Annotated in this window: 21 protein-coding genes, 1 other RNA gene and 1 riboswitch; of the genes, 11 read left to right on the top strand and 11 right to left on the bottom strand. The window is 63.3% G+C overall.

Annotated elements, in window-relative coordinates:
- The first annotated feature begins 43 nt into the window (after positions 1-43).
- Entirely contained in the window at positions 44-946 is a 903-nt protein-coding gene (locus B0G81_RS29870) for a cobalamin-binding protein (RefSeq protein ID WP_134140370.1), read from the top strand.
- A gap of 28 nt (positions 947-974) precedes the next feature.
- Here the strand turns inward: B0G81_RS29870 and cobC are convergent, their stop codons facing one another.
- The 6 genes from cobC to B0G81_RS29840 are packed head-to-tail and all read right to left on the bottom strand — an operon-like array spanning position 975 to position 7,292.
- Complete coding sequence (gene cobC, locus B0G81_RS29865) at positions 975-1,565, bottom strand: alpha-ribazole phosphatase (protein WP_106279891.1); 591 nt, start codon at positions 1,563-1,565, stop codon at positions 975-977.
- Positions 1,550-2,326 carry an adenosylcobinamide-GDP ribazoletransferase gene (locus tag B0G81_RS29860; protein ID WP_134140369.1) on the bottom strand — a complete coding sequence of 259 codons (777 nt, stop codon included), beginning with the start codon at positions 2,324-2,326 and terminating at the stop codon, positions 1,550-1,552. Before B0G81_RS29860 ends, cobC begins: the two co-directional genes overlap by 16 nt.
- Before the next feature lie 42 nt (positions 2,327-2,368).
- A complete protein-coding gene (gene cobT, locus B0G81_RS29855; protein ID WP_134140367.1) occupies positions 2,369-3,430 on the bottom strand; it encodes a nicotinate-nucleotide--dimethylbenzimidazole phosphoribosyltransferase in 1,062 nt (353 codons plus the stop codon).
- A 35-nt stretch (positions 3,431-3,465) separates the two neighbouring features.
- The gene (locus tag B0G81_RS29850) at positions 3,466-4,308 is read right to left on the bottom strand and encodes an ABC transporter ATP-binding protein (protein WP_134143250.1); all 843 of its coding nucleotides are present in this window, start codon (positions 4,306-4,308) and stop codon (positions 3,466-3,468) included.
- The gene (locus B0G81_RS29845) at positions 4,308-5,360 is read right to left on the bottom strand and encodes an iron ABC transporter permease (protein ID WP_134140366.1); all 1,053 of its coding nucleotides are present in this window, start codon (positions 5,358-5,360) and stop codon (positions 4,308-4,310) included. Before B0G81_RS29845 ends, B0G81_RS29850 begins: the two co-directional genes overlap by 1 nt.
- Positions 5,361-5,390: 30 nt before the next feature.
- Positions 5,391-7,292, bottom strand: coding sequence for a TonB-dependent receptor (locus B0G81_RS29840; RefSeq protein ID WP_134140365.1), 1,902 nt, complete (start codon positions 7,290-7,292; stop codon positions 5,391-5,393).
- A 90-nt stretch (positions 7,293-7,382) separates the two neighbouring features.
- A riboswitch (cobalamin riboswitch) is annotated at positions 7,383-7,654 on the bottom strand.
- A gap of 208 nt (positions 7,655-7,862) precedes the next feature.
- Between B0G81_RS29840 and B0G81_RS29835 the strand changes: the two genes are divergently transcribed.
- The 5 genes from B0G81_RS29835 to B0G81_RS29815 all read left to right on the top strand — a co-directional run bounded on the left by B0G81_RS29835 (position 7,863) and on the right by B0G81_RS29815 (position 10,317).
- Entirely contained in the window at positions 7,863-8,219 is a 357-nt protein-coding gene (locus B0G81_RS29835; protein ID WP_106279879.1) for an ATPase, read from the top strand.
- Positions 8,216-8,530 carry a cell division protein ZapA gene (locus tag B0G81_RS29830; RefSeq protein WP_106279877.1) on the top strand — a complete coding sequence of 105 codons (315 nt, stop codon included), beginning with the start codon at positions 8,216-8,218 and terminating at the stop codon, positions 8,528-8,530. Before B0G81_RS29835 ends, B0G81_RS29830 begins: the two co-directional genes overlap by 4 nt.
- Positions 8,531-8,663: 133 nt before the next feature.
- A non-coding RNA gene (gene ssrS / locus B0G81_RS29825) (6S RNA) lies at positions 8,664-8,845 on the top strand.
- A 107-nt stretch (positions 8,846-8,952) separates the two neighbouring features.
- Positions 8,953-9,411, top strand: coding sequence for an EVE domain-containing protein (locus B0G81_RS29820; protein WP_012432042.1), 459 nt, complete (start codon positions 8,953-8,955; stop codon positions 9,409-9,411).
- Between the two features lie 174 nt (positions 9,412-9,585).
- Positions 9,586-10,317: an SIMPL domain-containing protein gene (locus B0G81_RS29815; RefSeq protein ID WP_106279874.1), complete on the top strand. Its 732-nt coding sequence runs from the start codon at positions 9,586-9,588 to the stop codon at positions 10,315-10,317.
- A gap of 98 nt (positions 10,318-10,415) precedes the next feature.
- On the opposite strand, the gene lgt is transcribed toward B0G81_RS29815, so the two are convergent.
- The gene (gene lgt, locus B0G81_RS29810; protein ID WP_134140364.1) at positions 10,416-11,321 is read right to left on the bottom strand and encodes a prolipoprotein diacylglyceryl transferase; all 906 of its coding nucleotides are present in this window, start codon (positions 11,319-11,321) and stop codon (positions 10,416-10,418) included.
- A gap of 119 nt (positions 11,322-11,440) precedes the next feature.
- Complete coding sequence (locus B0G81_RS29805; RefSeq protein WP_134140363.1) at positions 11,441-12,427, bottom strand: LysR family transcriptional regulator; 987 nt, start codon at positions 12,425-12,427, stop codon at positions 11,441-11,443.
- 178 nt (positions 12,428-12,605) lie between these two features.
- Here B0G81_RS29805 and ilvD point away from each other — a divergent pair, with 178 nt between their 5' ends.
- Positions 12,606-14,279 (top strand): dihydroxy-acid dehydratase, encoded by a 1,674-nt coding sequence (gene ilvD, locus B0G81_RS29800; RefSeq protein ID WP_134140362.1) that lies wholly within the window; start codon positions 12,606-12,608, stop codon positions 14,277-14,279.
- Between the two features lie 177 nt (positions 14,280-14,456).
- Positions 14,457-14,795, top strand: coding sequence for a c-type cytochrome (locus tag B0G81_RS29795; RefSeq protein WP_134140361.1), 339 nt, complete (start codon positions 14,457-14,459; stop codon positions 14,793-14,795).
- 66 nt (positions 14,796-14,861) lie between these two features.
- Here B0G81_RS29795 and B0G81_RS29790 read toward each other — a convergent pair whose 3' ends face one another.
- The 3 genes from B0G81_RS29790 to B0G81_RS29780 all read right to left on the bottom strand — a co-directional run bounded on the left by B0G81_RS29790 (position 14,862) and on the right by B0G81_RS29780 (position 17,665).
- On the bottom strand, positions 14,862-15,572 hold the full coding sequence (locus tag B0G81_RS29790) for a DUF2486 family protein (RefSeq protein WP_134140360.1): 711 nt from the start codon (positions 15,570-15,572) through the stop codon (positions 14,862-14,864).
- A 91-nt stretch (positions 15,573-15,663) separates the two neighbouring features.
- A complete protein-coding gene (locus tag B0G81_RS29785; protein ID WP_134140359.1) occupies positions 15,664-16,080 on the bottom strand; it encodes a DNA polymerase III subunit chi in 417 nt (138 codons plus the stop codon).
- A 58-nt stretch (positions 16,081-16,138) separates the two neighbouring features.
- Positions 16,139-17,665 (bottom strand): leucyl aminopeptidase, encoded by a 1,527-nt coding sequence (locus B0G81_RS29780; RefSeq protein WP_134140358.1) that lies wholly within the window; start codon positions 17,663-17,665, stop codon positions 16,139-16,141.
- A 137-nt stretch (positions 17,666-17,802) separates the two neighbouring features.
- On the opposite strand from B0G81_RS29780, the gene lptF reads away from it, so the two are divergent.
- Genes lptF through B0G81_RS29765 form a run of 3 tightly spaced genes read left to right on the top strand, consistent with a single transcriptional unit; the run spans position 17,803 to position 20,435 of the window.
- A complete protein-coding gene (gene lptF, locus B0G81_RS29775; RefSeq protein WP_106279860.1) occupies positions 17,803-18,900 on the top strand; it encodes an LPS export ABC transporter permease LptF in 1,098 nt (365 codons plus the stop codon).
- Positions 18,901-18,903: 3 nt separating this feature from the next.
- The gene (gene lptG, locus B0G81_RS29770; protein ID WP_106279858.1) at positions 18,904-20,052 is read left to right on the top strand and encodes an LPS export ABC transporter permease LptG; all 1,149 of its coding nucleotides are present in this window, start codon (positions 18,904-18,906) and stop codon (positions 20,050-20,052) included.
- Between the two features lie 11 nt (positions 20,053-20,063).
- On the top strand, positions 20,064-20,435 hold the full coding sequence (locus B0G81_RS29765) for a CbiX/SirB N-terminal domain-containing protein (protein WP_134140357.1): 372 nt from the start codon (positions 20,064-20,066) through the stop codon (positions 20,433-20,435).
- The last annotated feature ends 216 nt before the right edge of the window (positions 20,436-20,651 follow it).

Raw genomic sequence — 20,651 nt, 5'->3', positions numbered from 1 at the left:
CGAACTCGCTCCCACCATCATTCCGCGCCCCGCAGCCTCACCGATGAACCGACTCGCCCTCGCCTCCACACTATTCATCACCGCCCTGCACGCTCATGCCGCCATCTCCGTCGTCGACGACACCGGTGCAACCGTCACGCTGCCCGCTCCCGCGCAACGCGTCATCAGCCTCGCGCCGCACGTCACCGAATTGCTGTACGCCGCGGGCGCCGGTGCGAAAGTGGTCGGCGCCGTCTCGTACAGCGACTATCCGCCCGAGGCGAAACAGTTGCCGCGCGTCGGCGATAACAAGGCACTCGATCTCGAACGCATCGTCGCGCTCAAACCCGATCTGATCGTGGTGTGGCGCCATGGCAATGCGCAGCGTCAGCTCGATCGCCTGCGCGAGATGCACATTCCGTTGTTCTTCAGCGAGCCGCATCATCTCGACGACGTCGCCGTGTCGCTGACAAAACTCGGACAATTGTTGGGCACGTCATCGACCGCGGATGCGGCGGCGGCCGCCTATCGTCAGGACATCGCGAAACTGCGCAACCAGTACGCGAGCCGGCCGCCCGTCAGCGTGTTCTATCAGGTGTGGGATCAACCGTTGATGACGCTCAACGGCAAGCATATGGTCAGCGACGTCATCGCGCTGTGCGGCGGCCGCAATGTGTTCGCCGGACTCGAGCCGCTGGTGCCAACGGTGTCGACGGAAGCGGTGCTCGCCGCGAATCCGGAAGCAATCGTCACCGCAGCACCGGGCGCGACCAGGCCGGACACCACCTTGCCGCAACTCGGCACATGGCGCGCATGGCCGAGCCTGACCGCCGTGGCAAACAACAACCTCTTCGCGATCGACGGCGATCTGATCAACCGCCCCGCGCCTCGCATTGCGCAAGGCGCGAAGCAAATGTGCGAGGACCTCGAAGTGGCGCGTTCACGCAGGAAGCCTGGCGCGCAGTAACGCGAGGACCATCCAGCCGCAACGCGCCTCACGCATTCCACCGCACCAACACCCACTGCTGCGTTTCATCGTTTCTGCGCAACCAGACAATCCCGGTCGTATCGAGCGACCATCGCAAACAACGCTCCAGCGGCACGTCCAGCACGATCGACGCAATCGCCCGCATCACGCCCGCATGCGTGACCACATAAGCCGGCGACAACTCTCGCGTGAGCGCGAATGCATCGAGCCATGCCCGCACCCGCGCGACGAACTGCGCGACGCTTTCGCCGCCATGCGCCCGCGCGTGTTCGAAGTTGACCGCCCAGTCATCGAGCAATTCGCGATCGATGGCATCCCAGCGCTGCGCCTCCCAGTTGCCGAAATCCATTTCCATCAGCCGGTCGTCGTGACTGACCACGCTGCCGAAGTCGTTCGCCAACTCGGCGGCGAGGGCCGAGCAGCGCTTCAGCGGACTCGACATCAGCACGCGCGGCGCGGGCACCTGCAAGGTCGCAAGCTTCAGGGCAAGTGTCGTCGACGACACCTCGGCATCTTCGGCGAGCGCCACGTCGCTGTGGCCGTAACACACGCCCGCGTCGAGCGCGACCGCGGGATGACGAATCAGGACGATATCCATGCGAGCCCCACCAGGTAGATGCTCAATTCAAAAACTTGCTGCGCGAAGCCGAGGCAGTCGCCGGTATACCCGCCAATGCGTCTGACGAAATAACGGCCCATCGCGATACGAAGCACGACCAGAACCACAATCACCGAACCCGCGAAGCGCCAGTCCGGCGCGGCGAGCCCATTCGGCCACAGCAACCACGGCAAACCGAACATCGCTGCGCACATGAACGCCCCTACACTCAGGCGCTGCGCGACCGGTTTGGCCTTGCCTTCGGCGCGCACGTAATCGAGCGTGGCCAGGTAGCTGATCGCACAGGTGCGGCTCGCCGCGTGCGCGGCAATCATCAGACTTGCGGCGCGCACCGGCGGCAATGCGGCGAGCGTTTGCCACTTCAACGCAAGCGCGACGACGAGTGCGATAGCACCGAAAGCACCGATGCGTGAATCATGCATGATTCGCAATACGTCTTCGCGCGTATAGGCGCCACCGAACGCATCGACGCAATCGGCGAGGCCGTCTTCGTGAAACGCGCCGGTCACGAGCAGCGACGCGGCCATCGACAACAGCACCGCCACGCCCGCAGGAAATACACGCAGCGCGGCGAGATAGACCAGCGCGCTCAATCCGCCGATCAATACGCCGACGAGCGGAAAATAACGCGCCGCCGCGTTCAGATAGTGCGGCTCATAGCCGACCCAGCGCGGCACGGGCATGCGCGTGAAATAGCCGAGCGCTGTGAAGAAGTACCGCAGTTCAGCGAGCGGATTCATGATTGTGCGAGGCGTGCGTTTCTGGCTGAACGATCGAACGGCTCACGCATCACGATTCGCGACGCCGGCCGATTCGAAGCTCGCCATTTCGTTGACGAAGGCCGTTGCCGCGCGCAATAACGGCACCGCGAGCGCCGCGCCGGTGCCTTCACCCAGACGCATGTCGAGCGACAGCAACGGCAGCGCGCCGAAATGATCGAGCATGCGCCGATGCCCCGCTTCGTTCGACGCATGCGCGAACACGCAGTACTCGCGCACGCTCGGCGCGAAGGCGTCGGCGATCAGCAAGGCCGAGGTGCCGATGAAGCCGTCGACCAGAATCGTCATGCGCGCCTCGGCGGCCGCGAGATACGCGCCTGCCATCATCGCGATCTCGAAGCCGCCGAAAGTGGCGAGCACGTCGAGCGGATCGCTGGACACAGGGTGACACGCGAGCGCCGACGCCAGCACGTTGCGCTTCCTGGCGAGCCCCGCGTTGTCGAGCCCCGTGCCGCGGCCGACGCATTCGTCGATCGGCACACCGCACAAGCGGCTCATCAGACACGCGGCCGCCGAGGTGTTCGCGATCCCCATCTCGCCGAAGCCGATCACATTGGTGCCGAGCGCCGCGTGATGCCGCACGCGCGCCGCGCCCGCCTGCATCGCGGCGATTGCCTGGTCGCGGCTCATGGCCGGTTCGCGCGCGAAGTTGCGGGTGCCGGCCATAATCGGAATGTCGATAAGACCCGCGGTGGATGGCAACGGCGTCGCAATGCCCGCGTTGACGACTTCGAGTTCGATGCCCGAGACGCGGCTCAACGCATTGATCGCCGCGCCGCCCGCGAGAAAGTTGGCGACCATCTGCGCGGTCACCGCTTGCGGATAAGGGCTCACGCCCTCCTCGGCAACGCCGTGGTCGCCGGCGAACACGATCATCGCCGGGCGCGTCACGGTGGGATGCGTGGTGCGCTGAATCAGGCCCATCTGACGCGCGAGCGTTTCGAGCCGGCCGAGACTGCCGGGCGGCTTCGTCTTGGTATCGATGATGTGCTGCAACTCGTCACGCAGCGTTTGATCGAGTGGTTCGACTTCGGGCAATCCAGGCAAGCGTGGCAATGAAGTCATGAGCGTGTTTGAAAGAGAATGTTGGAATGAAGCGGTCAGCTTGCCGGCGTGTCATGGCCGGCAGGCGATTCGTGACGCGCGCGCGGTGCGGGAATCAGCGCCTCGTGTTCGCCGTCGCGAATCAGAATCAACGGGTAGCCGAATGCACGGCTCGCCAGCGTCGGCGTCAGCACGTCGTGCACCGGTCCGGCATACACGCCGCCCGCGCCGTCGAGCAGCAGCGCATGCGTCGCGAAACGGCGCGCGAGGTTCAGGTCGTGGCATGAAAACATCACTGTACGCCGAGGCTCGCGCGTCCACGCGGCCAGCGCTTCGAGGCAGTCGATCTGATGATGCAGATCGAGATGCGACAACGGTTCGTCGAGCAACAGCAACGGCGCGTCCTGGCACAGCACCGCCGCCAGCGCCACGCGTTGCCGCTCGCCGCCCGAGAGCGACAGCACATCGCGCGCGGCGAATGCGGCGAGTCCCAACAGATCCAGCGCCGCGTGCGCCGCTTCGCGATCGGCTTCGCGTTCCCAGCCCCAGCCGCTGAGATGCGGGAAGCGGTTCAGCATCACGATATCGAGCACGCTCGCGCTGAACGCGTCGGGCGCGCTTTGCGGCATCAGCGCGCGGCGTTGCGCGAGCGGCATTGGCGGCCAGTCGGCGAGGCGCACGCCATCGAGTTCGACATGTCCCGCGCACGGTTGCAGCAAACCCGCGAGCGTGGAGAGCAAAGTCGTCTTGCCCGCGCCGTTCGGGCCGGCGATACACCAGATCTCGCCGGCGTAGAAGGTATGCGTGAAGGCGTCGAGCAAAGTGCGCGCGCCGACGCGCAAGGTCAGACGTTGCGCGCTGAGGGTCGCTTCATGAGAAGGAGCGTGACGGGTTTGCATCATCGGCGCCTGCGCAGCAGCATCCACAGAAACACCGGCACACCGATGATCGACGTGATCACGCCGACCGGCAACTGCGCCGGCGCGATCACGGTGCGCGCGATCAGGTCCGCGCCCATCACCGCGACGCCGCCGCCGAGTGCGGCGGCCGGCAGCAGCATGCGCTGATCGTTGCCGAACGCGAGCCGCAGCATGTGCGGCACGACCAGTCCGACAAAGCCGATGGTGCCCGCCGTCGTCACCGCCGCGGCCGCGGCGAGCGAAGCCACCAGATATACCCGCAATCGCAGCGGCATCACCGCGACGCCTAATGCCTGCGCGGCGGCGTCGCCACGCAGCAGCACATTCAGACGCGGTGCGGCGGGCACGATCGCAACCAGCACGATGACGAGCGCGATGAGCGCCGTCCACGGCATCGCGCCGCCGTTGAGGTCGCCAGTCAGCCAGAACAGCATGCCGCGCAAGCGGTTATCGGGCGCGAGATTGAGCAGCAAAGTTATCAGCGCGCCCCAGCCCGCTGCGATCACCGCGCCGGTCAGCAGCAAACGCGGCGACGTGTCCTGCGGTTCGCCGCGCCACAACTCGCGGCGCGCGAGGCCGAGCACCAGCAGGATCGACACGAACGCGCCGGCGAATGCGCTTGCGTCGACAATCCACCATGCGCAACCGGCGATCATCGCGACCAGCGCGAAGCTCGCCGCACCGCCCGATACGCCCAATACGTAGGGCTCGGCCAGCGGATTGCGCAACAGCACCTGCAGCAACGCGCCGGCCAACGCGAGCAGCGCGCCGCAGGCGAAGCCGGCTACCGCGCGCGGCAGACGCAGCGTGCGGACGATTTCCGCAGTCAGGTCGGCGGTGCCGACAGACGGCGCATGCGACGGCATCAGCGCCGCCAGCACACGCATTGGCGCGAGCGATACGCTGCCAAGCGCGAGCGACGCCATCAGCACCGCCAGCGCAATCAGGGCGAGCGCCAGCCAGATCGCGGCCGCGCGCTTCGCGCTCATCACGCGCAGTGTCGCGGGCATCGAACCCGAATGGCGATTCATCCGCGCGAACTCAACGAGGAGGCGTAACCATCACTGCTGCTGCCAACCAACCGTGAGATACGCACCACGCCGTGGCGAGTTATACGAGTAGGCCGTTTCATAGTCCTTGTCCAACAGATTCTGGATTTGCGCGGCCACGTACCATGCTTTCGTGATGTTGTAGCGCGCCGACAGATTCACCACGCCATAGCCGCCCAGCTTGCCGCTGCTGTCGTTGCTCGGGCCGCTCACGATCCACTCGCCGCCCACCCGCCACCCGGCGATGCTGCGGTTCACCGTCAGCGCCCCGAAGCGCCGGGCGCGCCGCACGAGGTCGGCATCGTTGTCGAGGTCGACGGGATTTTGCAGCGTCAGCGACGCGCGCACGTCCGTCTTGCCGACATGGCCGCTCCACGATCCTTCGATGCCCTGCACCTTCGCATGCCCGACGTTCTCGGCCAGATAGATGCCGGGCGTCACCTGCTCGTAGTTAATCAGATTCGAATAGCGCGTCTGGAATGCGGAAAGGCGCATCACGCCGAGCGCATTCGATGCGTACTGCAGCGCGGCTTCGATCGAATGGCTGCGCTCCGGCTGGATAGACGGATTGCCGCTGATCGGATAGTACAGATCGTCGAAGCTCGGCGCGCGAAACGAATCCGAATAGCTTGCGGTCACCTTCCAATGGCCGGTGATGTCGAAACCGTAGCCGAGATAGTAACTGTTCGCTCCGCCGAAATCGGAATACTGGTCGCGCCGAACGTTGGCCTGAAACTGGTTGCGCCCGAAGCGTCCCGTATAGCCGGCGAAGCCCGAATCCACATGACGGTCCGGCGCCGCGAACGTGTCCGAATCGAGGCTTTGATCGAGATGCTCATAACCGACCTGCAGTTTCTGCTGCGCGGCCAGCGCGAAATCGTTCTGCCATGTGTATTGGCGATTGTCGGTATCGAAGCGGCCGTTGTACACGCCGTTGGTGTTCGACACGCTGCGGTCGTCGCCTTCGGCGACGATGAAGTGCGTGGTCCACCAGTCGGCCAGCTTGCCGTTCGCGAACACCGAGACCTGGCGCACCTTGCTATACAGGTTGTTCAGATCGGTCGGCACGCCGTACGCGTTGTCGTAGCTGTTGTTGCCGTTCGACTGCAAGTAGCTGGCGCCGGCGTCCCATTTGTCGTTGAACTTGTGGCGCAGCGAAGCCGAGACGCTCTCGTTCAGATAACCGTTCGCGTTCGGATTGGCGCTGGGCGCCTCCTTCGTGTTCAGCGACGAGAAGCCGTCGTCCTTCGAACGCGCTAGCGAAATGCTGAAGGTGGTATTGCCGTCCTGGTCCAATGCGCCGTTCACGCCCGCCTGCTGCGTCTGCGTGTGATAGCTGCCGTAGCCGAGCGAAAAATTGAAACGCGGCGGGTGATCGCCGCCGCTTTTCGTGAACACCTGCACCACACCGCCGATCGCGCCCGAGCCGTATAACGCCGACACGTTGCCGTTTACCACCTCCACGTGATCGATCTGGTCGAGTGGAATCTGCGCGAGTTGCGGGGCACCCAGACTCACCGAATCGACGCGCACGCCGTCGATCAGCAGCAGCGATTGCGTCGAGGACGCGCCGCGCAAGGAGAGGCTCGTCGTCGAACCGGGACCACCCGTGCGCGAGATTTGCGCGCCGGGCGCGAGTTGCAGGAGGCCCGGCAAATCGGTCGCGGTGGTGTCGGCGATATCCTGCTGATCGAACAGCGAGGTCTGCGGGATCGTGTCGGCGAGCGCTTGCGGCCCGCGATCCGCGGTCACCACCACGGGCGACAGCACCGCCGAAGAGGACACCGAACTCGAAGAATCCGCCGACGAAGACGAAGCAGATGAAGCAGAAGATGGAGACGCAGCTTGCGCGTGCACCACGATCGGCAGGCTCGAAAAGGCGAGCAGCGCCGCGCGGGCGAAGGGGGACAGCATGGGGTGAACGTCCTGTGGATAGCGTGCGCGGCCCGCTTCCCCGCAGGCCGATGCGTAACGAGGCGCCCGCGTATTTAACATTTTCGCGCGGGACGTGCCTCTCCCTCTGGCCGGTATCCGGGCTGGCGACGCATCGATCCCGCCTTCCCACGCGAGACGCGCAGTGGCACACTCGCGAGTTGAACTTCCAGCTCGCGAGCGGGATCGACTTGCATGACGAATGTGGTCGCTTACCGTTGCGGGGGCAGCGCAGGTTGGCGCGTTTAGCTGAATCCAGATGAACCGCGCGCCCTGCTTCCCGTTTAACTGCGTGGGCCGTTGAAAAAATGCCGCACGCGGGCACCAGAGTGCGGGCAGTTTAGGAGCGGCCTCGGAGTCCGTCAAGAATGGTGAGATCGCAGGCCATGTGTTCTGTTAAGTGCAGGCTCTTGTCCGACGCGTGAGTACTTTTTCATCATATGGTCGATAAAAAGCCTGCACAAAGCGATGTTGTTACGTCTCGAAACGAGACAATTGTCGGAACCTGCGACATTCCGCGCTAAAATGCGATGTCTTTAGAGGACGCAGCAGATGCTCACCGAACTCGAAACACTTTCACAAAATATCGGCAAGCTGATCGCGATCAGCCAGCGCCACAATGAGGCGCGACTCGCGCTCGAAGAGCAACTCGCGCAATCGCGCGCCGACGCCGAAGCCACGCGCACGGAACTTGCAATGCTGCGCGAGGAACGTAACGCGCTGCAGGCGGAGCGCGACGCGCTTTCGGCGAAGATCGACGACGCACAAGTGCGCCTGAACGCGATCCTCGAGAAGCTGCCGCGTGCGCGCGCGCACAGTGAGCCGGACAACCAGCTCGATCTGCTCGAGCCGGCTCAGCAAGTAGCCGAAGCCGGGAGCGACGTGACCCGCCACGGAGAAAATGCATGACCACCAAGCAGATCGAAGTATCGATTCTCGGCGTGCCCTATCGCCTCGCCTGCTCGCCGGAAACGGAAGCGGCGCTGCTCGAAGCGGTTGCACGCGTCGACGCCGAAATGTCGAAGATCCGCAATAACAGCAACGTGCGCGGCACGGATCGCATTGCCGTCATGGCTGCGCTGTCGCTGGCATCGGAACTGCTTAGACTGCAATCGAGCGTGAGACACGGAGAAGCATTTCCCGCTGAAGAAATCCGGCGTACAATGCATCAAATGAACGAACAACTAGGTACTGTGATTGAGCAGTACAGCGTGCAATAAGGTACATGTGTTATCGTGCTGCCGGTCCTGAGATCGGCGGCGGATTCAAACGGAATGTGTGAGCACAAGGTGTGCAAGATTCAGCAAACGTTTGAGTTCAATCGGTAGTTCGTTTTTCAGCTTCATCGGTTTAGCTTCCCTGCCTGGTTCGCCAAGGTCATATATTCCTTGAACCAATGCCATGTGCACGGTTGCGGAAATTTGTAGCACGGGTGTGCGCGTCACTCTGTCTGATGTACCCGAAGTGTTGCTAACTGCGACCAATTCTGAACCCCCGGTTCAGGATGCCGGCCTAGCGGCTAAGGCGGGGACCTTATTTAGAACGGCATCGGACTTCGGTTCGGTGCCGTTTTTCTTTGGGCGCTGTTTTTTGTTGGCCGATTTCTTCCGCATCTTCAACCCCTTAACGTTCAATTCGATTCATGCGCTACTGGCTAATGAAGTCCGAACCGGACGAAGCAAGCATCGACCATCTCGCCAACGCACCGCATCGCACATTGCCGTGGACCGGCGTGCGCAACTATCAGGCGCGCAATTTCATGCGCGACATGATGCAGGTCGGCGACGGTGTGCTGTTCTATCACTCGAGCTGTCCGGAGCCTGGCATCGCGGGCATTGCGGAGGTATCGTCCACTGCGTATCCCGACCCGACGCAGTTCGACAAGAAGAGCCCCTACTACGACGCGAAGTCGTCGCAGGAAACGCCCCGCTGGGTGCTCGTCGATGTGGTGTTCAAGAAGAAGATCCCGCTTATTCCGCTCGCCGCGTTACGCGAGCACGACGAACTCGCGGACATGCGCGTGCTCGCCAAAGGTAACCGCCTGTCGATTACACCGGTGACCGAGGCCGAATGGCGATTCATCACAAAACGGCTCGCCTGATCGTGCATGCACGATGAATGCGTGGCGCGTATTTGTGTACACGCAAACGTTAAAGCAACGTCAAACCCGGGAACCAAGCTCAGGTTACAAGCGCCTAACGATCTCGCAAACGCCATGCCACGGCGCGGCGTTTGCACCAATCGTGCACAACCTGTTCAAGCAAGGAGTCCAACAATGACGAAAAACACCGCACGTGCACTCGCTTTCGCTCTCGTCTGCGCCGCGCCCGCCGCGCTCGCACTGACGCCGGCCATGGCACGCGCGCAAAGCACCGGCCAATATCAGCCGGCAGGCGTGCTGTCGTTGAACGCGCAGGCCAGCGCCGAAGTGCCGCAAGACGTCGTCGATATCACGCTGTTCTACGAGCAGGAAGCGAGCGATCCGTCGGCGCTCACGTCAACGCTGAACCAGCGCGCCGATTCGGCCCTGCAAAAAGCCAAGGGTGTGAGCGGCGTGACGGCGCGCACGGGCTCGTTCTCGATCTATCCGTCCACCGACCGTGACGGGCGCATTTCCGCATGGCGCGGCCGGACGGAGATCGTGCTCGAATCGCACGACTTCGCCGCAGTGTCCAAGCTCGCGGGTCAGATGGCATCGATCATGCAGGTCGGCAATGTGCAGTTCTCGCTCTCGCCTGAAGCGCAGCGCGCGGCGGAGCAGAAGCTCACCGGCGAAGCGATCAAGTCGTTCCGCGAGCAGGCCGCTTCGTCCGCGCAGGCGTTCGGCTACAGCGGTTATTCGATTCGCGAGGTCAACGTCGGCCACAACGGCGTGATGCCGCGTCCGGTGATGATGATGAGCGCGCGCGCCATGGGCGCCGACGCAAAGGCCGCGGCGCCGGTGCCGATCGAAGGCGGAACGTCGACGGTAACCGTCAACGTGTCGGGCTCGGTGCAGATGAAATAACGCTTCCTGGTATTAGAAGCACTGCTTCGACGCAGTAAAAGAAAAGCCGCTCGCGCGGCTTTTCTCATTTGACCACTCGCCACGATAAACCGTAGCGGTCAGTTCGCGCTGACCGCCTGCGCCGGTTCGTGGCGCGCGCGGCGATAAGACCACACCAGCATGCCGATACCGACGACGATCATCGGCAGCGACAACCATTGCCCCATGGACAGTCCCATGGCCAGCAAGCCGAGGAAGTCGTCCGGCTCGCGCGCGAATTCGACCGTGAAGCGCGCGAGGCCGTAGCCGATCAGAAACACGGCGGAAATCGCGCCCATCGGCTTCGGCTTGCGTGAGAAGAAGAACAGCACGAAGAACAGCGCGACGCCTTCCAGCGCGATTTCATACAGTTCCGAGGGATGGCGCGGCAGCATGTGATATTGCGCGAACACTTCGTTCAGATGCCATTGCGCGGCCAGTTGCGGATGCGCGGTGAGCCACGCGGCGTCGTCGGGCGCGGCGCCTGGAAACAGCATGGCCCACGGCGCCGACGGATCGGTCACGCGGCCCCACAACTCGCCGTTGATGAAATTGCCAAGACGCCCTGCCGCGAGCCCGGTCGGCACCATCGGCGCGACAAAGTCGGTGACCTGCAGCCACGAGCGTCTGCGCTGATACGCGAACAGCACCATGGCCAGCGTCACGCCGAGAAAGCCGCCGTGAAACGACATGCCGCCTTCCCAGACCTTGAAGATGTCGAGCGGATGCGCGAAATAAAAGCTCGCCTTGTAGAACAACACGTAGCCGAGCCGGCCGCCGAGAATCGTGCCCAACACGCCGTAAAACAGCATGTCGTCGATATCCTTGACGGTCCAGCCTTGCGCCGCGACATACGGCAAACGCAGCCGCAACCGGCCGACCACGATCGCCGCGATGAACGCGACGAGGTACATCAGTCCATACCAGCGCACGGCGAGCGGCCCCAGATGAATGGCAATGGGGTCGAAATTGGGGTGAATGAGCATCGTGTTGTTATGGGCAGTTCAGGTTCAGAAGCGAAAAGTCTAGTAACGGGCGGCGCTGCCCGCAGCTTGCGGTGCATGCATTGGACGGTCCGGCCGGCAATGCGTTCGCGCGGACGCGTCTATAGGCGCGGCGCGGCGGATTGTTGCGCCTCGACGGTCGCCGCATGCGCCCGCACGATGTCGATGAAACCCGCCAGCACCGGGCTCACCTCCGCGGTCCGCCAGACGAGGCCCGTCTCGATCGCGGGCACCGACTCGGAAAGCGGCCGGTACACCACGCCGGTGCGGCGCAGATTACGTAACGATTGCGGCACCAGTGCGACACCCATGCCGGCCGACACGAGGCTCACGATCGTTTGCATCTGGATCGCTTCCTGGCCGACCCGGGGCGCAAGGCCCGCCACGCCGTAGCAATCCATAATGATGTCATAAAAGCCCGGCGCCAGACGTCTTGGGAAGACCACGAGCGGCGCGTCGGCGACATCGCGCAGGCTGATCGGCGTGTCCAGCCATTCGGCGCGCGGGTCGGCATGGTCGCCACTGGCGCTGGCCACGCGCGCCGCCATCTCCGTCGACATGGCGATCACCAGCGGCTCGCGCGCGATCGGCAGCCACGAGAGCTGGGGGGCGTGGCGCGACGGCAGCGGCGCGATCACGAGACCCGCGTCGATGCGCCCGGCCACCAGTTCGTCGACCTGTATGTCGCTGGTGGCTTCGGTCAATTCCAGCCGCACGCGCGGATGACGCGCGCCGAAGTCGCGCAGCAACAGCGGCAGAAGCCCGTAGTCAGCCGTGGACACGAAAGCCAGCGACAACACGCCCGCCTCGCCACGCGCAAGGCTCTGCGCGAGCGGCCGCAGGCCCTCGGCGCTCGCCAGCAGGCGCTGCACCTCAGGCAGCAAATCTGCGCCCACTGACGTCAGTTCGACGGAACGCTTGGTGCGCGCGAACAATTCGACGCCGAGCGTCTCTTCGAGCGCGCGGATGGCTTGCGACAAGGGCGGCTGCGTCATCGAGAGGCGCACGGCCGCGCGCCCGAAGTGCTTCTCTTCGGCGACGGTCACGAAATAGCGCAACTGGCGCAGATCAGGAATGGCTGGCAGCATGAGTGATACATTTTACGACCTAATGAGCCACGAATAATACATTGGACGCGCGCATCGCAAAACTGCGTCGTTGCGCGGCACGCCGGTCTACACTGGACGGATGCCGCCGGCAGCCCACGCCGGCGCGACTGAAACCCGCAGCGCGGTGCGGATCAAAACAAAAGGACAGGAGTTCCCCATGGCATACAACCGTCGTTCGAAGAACATCACGCAGGGCGTGGCGCGCTCGCCGAATCGCTCGATGTACTACGCGCTCGGCTACGAGAAGGCCGACTTCGACAAGCCGATGATCGGCATCGCCAACGGCCATTCGACCATCACACCGTGCAACGCCGGCTTGCAGCGTCTCGCCGATGCCGCCGTCGCCGCGATCAAGGGCGCCGACGCCAATCCGCAGATCTTCGGCACGCCGACCATTTCCGACGGCATGTCGATGGGCACCGAAGGCATGAAGTACTCGCTCGTGTCGCGCGAAGTCATCTCCGACTGCATCGAGACCTGCGTGCAAGGTCAGTGGATGGACGGCGTGGTCGTGATCGGCGGCTGCGACAAGAACATGCCCGGCGGCATGATCGGCATGCTGCGCACCAATGTGCCGAGCATCTACGTGTACGGCGGCACCATCCGTCCGGGCAACTGGAAGGGCACCGACCTGACCATCGTGTCGTCGTTCGAAGCCGTGGGCGAGTTCACGGCCGGCCGGATGTCGCAGGAAGATTTCGACGGGATCGAACAGAACGCCTGCCCGTCCACGGGTTCGTGCGGCGGCATGTACACCGCCAACACCATGAGCTCGTCTTTCGAGGCGCTGGGCATGTCGCTGCTGTATTCGTCGACGATGGCCAATCCGGATCAGGAAAAGGTCGACTCGGCGGCCGAATCGGCTCGCGTGCTGGTCGAAGCGGTCAAGAAGGATCTGAAGCCGCGCGACATCGTCACGAAGAAGTCGATCGAAAACGCCGTGGCCGTGATCATGGCCACCGGCGGCTCGACCAACGCCGTGCTGCACTTCCTGGCGATCGCCCACGCGGCCGAAGTGGAATGGAGCATCGACGACTTCGAGCGCATGCGCAAGAAGGTGCCGGTGATCTGCAATCTGAAGCCTTCAGGCCAGTTCGTGGCCACCGACCTGCATAAGGCAGGCGGCATTCCGCAAGTCATGAAGATCCTGCTCGACGCGGGCATGCTGCACGGCGATTGCGTCACGATCACCGGGCGGACCATCGCCGAAGAGTTGAAGGACGTGCCAGGCAAGCCGCGCGCCGATCAGCAGGTGATTTTCCCGATCGACAAGGCGCTCTACAAGGAAGGCCACCTCGCGATCCTGAAGGGCAACCTGGCCGTCGACGGCGCGGTCGCCAAGATCACCGGCTTGAAGAACCCGGTTATCACCGGCCCGGCGCGCGTGTTCGACGACGAGCAAAGCGCGCTCGAAGCGATTCTGGCCGACAGGATCGTGGCCGGCGACGTCGTGGTGCTGCGCTACCTCGGTCCCAAGGGCGGCCCCGGCATGCCGGAGATGCTCGCGCCGACCTCGGCGATCATCGGCAAGGGTCTCGGCGAAAGCGTCGGGCTGATCACCGACGGCCGCTTCTCGGGCGGCACGTGGGGCATGGTGGTCGGGCACGTTGCGCCGGAGGCCTTCGTGGGCGGCACGATCGCGTTCGTGCAGGAAGGCGACTCGATCACGATCGACGCGCACAAGCTGCTGCTGCAACTGAATATCGACGACGCCGAACTGGAGCGGCGCCGCGCCGCATGGCAGCAGCCGAAGCCGCGTTACACGCGTGGCGTGATGGCGAAGTACTTCGCGTTGGCACAGCCGGCCAACAAGGGGGCGATAACGGGCTGAGCGACGGCTACGCTATGGTTGGCGTGGTGAACGCACGTCGGCCGGGATCGCGGCGACCGGCCTGTGAGACGGCCTAAAGCTACGTGAAAGCGAAAGGGGCGCATGGGAAACCGTGCGCCCCTTTCCTTTTATAATGCTGGCACCACAAGTCGGGCGCTTGCACCGACGGAGACCAGAATGAAATCAAAGTCGCACACAGCGCTTGCAGCGGCCGTCGTGCTGGGCGCCGCGTTGAGTGCCGGCAGTCCGGCGGCGTATGCCGATGCCGCGGGCCTCGCGCTGGCCCAGCAGCAGAACTGCATGAGTTGCCACTCGGTCACGCGTTCCTTCATGGGACCGGCGCTGCATGATGTCGCGGCGAAATATGCCGGCCGCGAAGACGCCGCCACTTATCTGAAGCACAAGATTCTGGATGGCAGCACGGGCGTGTGGGGTGAAGTGCCGATGCCCGCGAATACGCAACTCACGCCCGATCAGGCAGCTACGCTCGCAAGCTGGGTGCTCAAGCTCAAATAAGCCTGTTCAGGCGAGGAGCACTGCGCGCGAGCGCCGCTTGGCGCGCCCGCACTTCATCTCATAGGATCACGCGCTGCCTGAGGCGCGCCGCGCGATCTCTTCCACCACCGCTTCCCGCACCCAGCTCGTCATCTCATTCTCCAGCGTGAGCGCCACTTCGCGCGTGATCTGGTCGATGAGCCACCCCGTGTGCGCGTGCAAGGTCTCGCGGCAACGTTCCTCGATTACGCTGCGCCCGTCGCCCGCCAGGAAACCCGCGATGCGTCGGCGCAGACGTTCGGCGATGACGTCGGCGTCCAGATCGAGATCCACCGGCGGCTCGCCCGCGCCTTCGCGCGCGATATCCGGCGGTACGGTCGAGCCCGCCTCGAGCGGCGTAATCGGCTCGGCCCGATCGAACACGCCCGCGGACGTCGCGAATGCGTCGTCATGCGCACGCCGCGGTTCGGCGGCCGGGTGCGCCCGCGAGCGCTTCTTTGGATGGTGATGATCGGCCGCTTGCCGCGGATCGGCCGGTTGCGGCGCCACCGCCGGCTGCGGTGCGAAGGTCGGTTCCTGTGCGTGCAACGGCTGCGCCGCGAGCACCGGCTCCGCCGACCTCACCTGCTCCGGCGTCAGCACCGGCTGCGGCGCGAGCACGGGCTCCGCCTTGAAACTGGGTTCGCGCGGGCCGTCCAGTTTGGCCGCATCGCTCGACGTTTGCTGCGGCTGCACAGGATGACCCTGCACGAGAACCTCGTGCAGAACCGGGATCGAATCGTCGTTGGGATCGGACACGTGCACTCTCCGTGTTTGAGTCGAAGCTGAAGCAGCCCGCGCGCATGCCGAATGACTGAACCCGACACACGCGACGCGGACCGAATGGGACCTAGCTGCCTTGCTTGTAGTTGTTCAGAGCATAGCCGCGATCGCGATAGAAGCGATAGCGTTCGCGGCCCGCCGCGAGTTCCTCGTGTGCGTTACCGACCACTTCCAGCAATCTTTCGAAGCGCGCGAATTGCGCCGGCACCGTGGCGCCCAGATTGAGCAGCACCTGATGATGCGGCACATCGTCGAGGCTGGAAGTGAGCACGATCGGCGTTTGCGCGGCGAGCGGCGAGCCCGCCATGCAGTGCGGCACGAACTCGAGCGGCCCGAAGATCCACAACTGTTCGTCGAAGGCCTTCAGGCGCGCGGGCTCGGCCAGCACGATGGTCGGCTGGCCCGCCTGATACGCCTTGCGGATCAGGCGGCACGCATACAGCAGCGAATCGCCGACGTTCGAGTGAAAGTCGATTCTCGTCATCGGCGGCTCCGCCTGGCGGCTGCATTCGCAGCCGCGCCCGCACCTTTACTGCATTGCGTCATTGTGCGGCGCGACCGTCAGCGGCCCTATCGATCAGGAACTGTGCGAGCAATGGCACCGGACGGCCGGTGGCGCCCTTCGCCGCACCGCTCTTCCACGCCGTGCCCGCGATATCCAGATGCGCCCACGGATAGGCTTCGGTGAAGCGCGACAGGAAGCACGCCGCCGTCACACTGCCCGCCGGACGGCCGCCGATGTTGGCCAGATCCGCGAAGTTCGACTTGAGCTGATCCTGATACTCGTCGTCGAGCGGCAGGCGCCAGGCCGGGTCGGACGCTTCACGCGATGCGTCGAGCAGCTCGCCCGCCAGCGCATCGTCTTTCGAAAACAGGCCGCTGTTGTGGTGGCCCAGCGCGATGATGCACGCGCCCGTGAGCGTGGCGATGTCGATCACCGCGGCCGGCTTGAAGCGCTCGGCGTAGGTCAGCGCGTCGCACAGAATCAGGCGGCCTTCAGCATCCGTATTGAGCACTTCGATCGTCAAGCCCTTCATGCTGGTGACGATGTCGCCCGGCTTGGTGGCCGTGGCCGACGGCATGTTCTCAACCGCCGGAATGATGCCGACCACATTGATTTTCAAGCCCATTTCGGCGACGGCGCGCAATGTGCCCAGCACCGAACCGGCGCCGCACATGTCGTACTTCATCTCGTCCATGCCTTCGCCGGGTTTCAGCGAGATGCCGCCCGTGTCGAACGTCACGCCCTTGCCGACCAGCACCACCGGCGCGGCTTTCGCGGCGCCGCCCTGGTACTGCAGCACGATGAACTGCGCCGGTTCGACCGAGCCGGCCGTGACCGACAGGAACGAGCCCATCTTGAGCGCTTCGCACTGCTTTTCGCCCAGCACTTCGACCTTCAGCTTCCAGTCTTTGGCGAGCTTCTTGGCGGTGTTGGCGAGGTAGGTCGGCGTGCAGACATTGCTCGGCAGATTGCCGAGGTCGCGCGTCAGGTCCATGCCGTTGGCGAGCGCGGCGCCCTGCTTCGCGGCCAGCTTGGCGGTCTTCTCGTCGCCGGTATTGACGCTGAAGACGATGCGCTTCAAGGCGCGCACCGAATTATCCGGCTTGCTCTTCATCTGCGTGAACTTGTAGGTCAGCTCGCGCAGCGCGAGGATCGCGGCGCGCACGCCCCAATCGGCCGTGCGTTCGAGGATCGGCAGTTGCGCCAGCGTGAAGGTGACCTGGACGATCTTGGTGCCGAGCAGCGCGCGCCAGGCGGCCCGCACGGCGTCGCCGTAGGCTTTCTGGTTGAAAGCGTCCTGCTTGCCGAGGCCGACCAGCAGCACGCGGGACGCGCCGATGCCCGACACTTCATGCAGGAACAGCGTGGTGCCGGCCTTGCCGTCCATGTCGCCAGCCTTGATGATGCGGGTCAGCAGGCCGCGGGTGGCCTCGTCGATCTCGAGAGCCGCACCCGACAGGGTTTGCGACTCGAACACGCCGATTACGATGCAATCGGATTTCCCAGTCAGGAAACCGTTTGACGAGCCTTTGGTCCAATCACAGGCTTTTATGCTAAAGTCCATCGCGCTTGTCCTCGGATAAAATCTGGGCTTAGGATGAAAGCCGCAATTATCCGCTATTTTTCCTGCGGCGGCTGCACCGGAGGTGTGACGGGAAGCAACCCGTGCGCCACTGAGAGCGCCCCCTCTCATCATCAATAATGATCTTCGAACGCTCCCTCCAGCGCGAACTCGCGTATACGGCTGGTGCCGTGTTCATGGTTCTCCTCACGCTCGTGCTGACGACGATGATGATCCGCATCGTCGGCTTCGCAGCCTCGGGCGAGATCGACCCGCGCGACGTGCTGGTCCTGATCGGCCTGACCGTGATCGGCTACCTGGCGATCATGCTCGTCGCGACCCTGTTCGTGTCGATCCTGTTCGTCCTGACCCGTTGGTACAAAGACTCCGAGATGGTCGTGTGGCTCTCCTCGGGTGTCAGTCTGACGCGCTTCATCAAGCCGATCGGCATTTTTGCCACGCCGATCATCATCCTCATCATGTTCTTCGTGTTCGTCGGCTGGCCGTGGTCGAACCAGCAGAGCAAGCTGATCCGCGCGCGCTTCCAGCAACGTGACGAGGTCTCGCTGCTCGCGCCGGGGCAGTTCCGCGAATCGGCCACCAGCCACCGCGTGTTCTTCATCGAGAAGATGTCGCCCGACCAGGCTCGCGTGGAAAATGTGTTCGTGACCAGCACGGAGAACGGCAAGGTCAACGTGGTCGTGTCGAAGACCGGCCATACGGAAACGCGTAAGAACGGCGATCGCTTCGTCGTGCTGGAAAACGGCCGCCGTTACGACGGCCAGCCGGGGCAGCCCGATTTCCGCATCATGGAGTTCGAACGCTATGGCGTGAAGATCCAGAGCCAGCCGGTCGTCAATACGCCCAGCACGACCGGCACGCCCACGCTCACGCTGCTGCGCAACCCGACCAACGACAATCTCGCCGAATTCGCGTGGCGTGCGGGGCTACCGCTCATCGCGATCAATCTGATGCTGCTGGCCATTCCGCTCGCGCACCAGAATCCGCGGCGCAGCCGCACCATCAATCTTGTGATGGCCGTGCTGATCTATCTAACGTATTCGAATCTGTTGAACGTGGTGCAGTCGTGGATCGAGCAGGGCAAGATGTCGTTCCCGGTCGGACTGGTGGGTCTGCACGTGATCGTCGCGGCGATCGTCACGTTTATTTTCTGGCTGCGCGTGCGCAACCGGCCGCTCTTCACGCGAGCGATGTTCAGCCGTTCGCAGGGAGCCTGACCGATGCGCATCTATGAAAGGTACTTCGCGCGTCAGATCTATCTCACGTTCATCTTCATTCTGTTTGCTTTTTCAGGTCTGTTTTTCTTCTTTGACCTGATCAACGAATTGAATTCGGTCGGGCACGGCAACTACAAATTCCAGTACGCGGTGTTGCGGGTTGCGTTGCAAACGCCGTCGCGCTTCTACGAAATTATTCCGGTCGCGGCGTTGATCAGCGCGATTTATGTGTTCGCGCAGATGGCCGCGAACTCCGAGTACACGATTTTCCGCGTGTCCGGGCTCGCTACGAATCAGGCTTTGCGTTCGCTGTTGAAGATCGGCATTCCGCTGGTTTTGCTGACTTATCTGATTGGCGAGGTGGTCGGGCCTTATACGGATCAGTTGTCGGAGCGTGTGCGGCTCGAGGCGCTGGGGTCTTCCGTGTCGAGTAACTTCGAGTCCGGTGTGTGGGTGAAAGATACGCTCACGGCGCGCGCGGACGGCGAGCAGGTGACGCGCTTCGTGAACGTCGGCGAATTGAAGCCGGATGCGACGATCAGCAATGTGCGCATTTATGAATTCGATTCGAAGTTCCGGCTCTCCAATGTGCGGACCGCGAAGAGTGGCAAGTATCAGCCGCCGGGTCATTGGCAGTTGACTGGCGTGACCGATACGCAATTGATCGATGTGCCCCCTCCTCCGGGTACGCCCGCCGATGCGCTGAATCCGGTGTATCGGGCGAAGGAAGTCGCGATGCCGGAGTATTCGCTGCGCTCGGAATTGACGCCGCAGATTCTGTCGGTGCTGCTGGTGTCGCCGGATCGGATGTCGATGTTCAATCTGTTCCGGTATATCCAGCATTTGACTGAGAATCATCAGGATACGCAGCGGTATGAAATTGCGTTGTGGCGCAAGTTGCTGTATCCGTTTGCTGTGTTCGTGATGCTGGTCTTGTCGTTACCGTTTGCGTATTTGCATACGCGGGCTGGGGTTGTTGGGATGAAGGTTTTTGGCGGGATCATGCTGGGGATGAGTTTCCAGTTGTTCAATACTTTGTTCTCGCATATCGGCACGTTGAATACCTGGCCGGCTCCTTTGACTGCGGCTACGCCCGGATTGGTTTATCTGGTGCTTGGGTTGGTTGGGTTGAAGTGGGTTGATCGGCATTAGGAGCTGATGAAATGGCTACGCAAGGGCTGGTTCTGTTTGGCCATGGCGCAAGGGACCCGCGCTGGCGCGAGCCTTTTGAGCGCTTGGCTGTTAAGTTGCGGGACGCTTCTCCGGACTCCGGACCTGTGGCGCTGGCGTTTCTTGAGTTGATGGAGCCGGATTTGCCTACAGCCGTGGGGGAGCTTGTTGCTCAAGGCTGTGAAGTGGTCACCGTCGTGCCGGTGTTTTTTGGGCAAGGGGGGCATGTCAGGAAAGATCTGCCTCTGGTGATCGAACAGTGCCAGGCGTTGCATCCTTCTGTTCTCATTAAATGCGCTGTTGCTGTGGGCGAGGATGAAGCGGTTCTCGATGCCGTCGCGGAATATTGTCTGCGGCAAGTTTGATTGCGGTTTTGGCTTAGCGCGTGGGCCTTTGGCCTTTCCTTGCTTTGTTAGTGGTCTATTAGCGTTGTCCCTGTGCGGGGCAACGCTCTCAACTTAAGCCCCATTCCATCAAGCGAACCTGTACGCGAGATGGACATGGGGCTTGGCTTTTTCTGGGTGGTCGAGGAAAGAAGCGTGACCGCTGTGTGCGGCAGCGAGTCTGGCGATCACCGCAAG

It is taken from the genome of Paraburkholderia sp. BL6665CI2N2 (genome assembly GCF_004366535.1).
GTDB lineage: Bacteria > Pseudomonadota > Gammaproteobacteria > Burkholderiales > Burkholderiaceae > Paraburkholderia.
The sequence above is the reverse complement of the archived record's forward strand: the minus strand, read 5'-3'. Positions and strand labels throughout refer to the sequence as shown.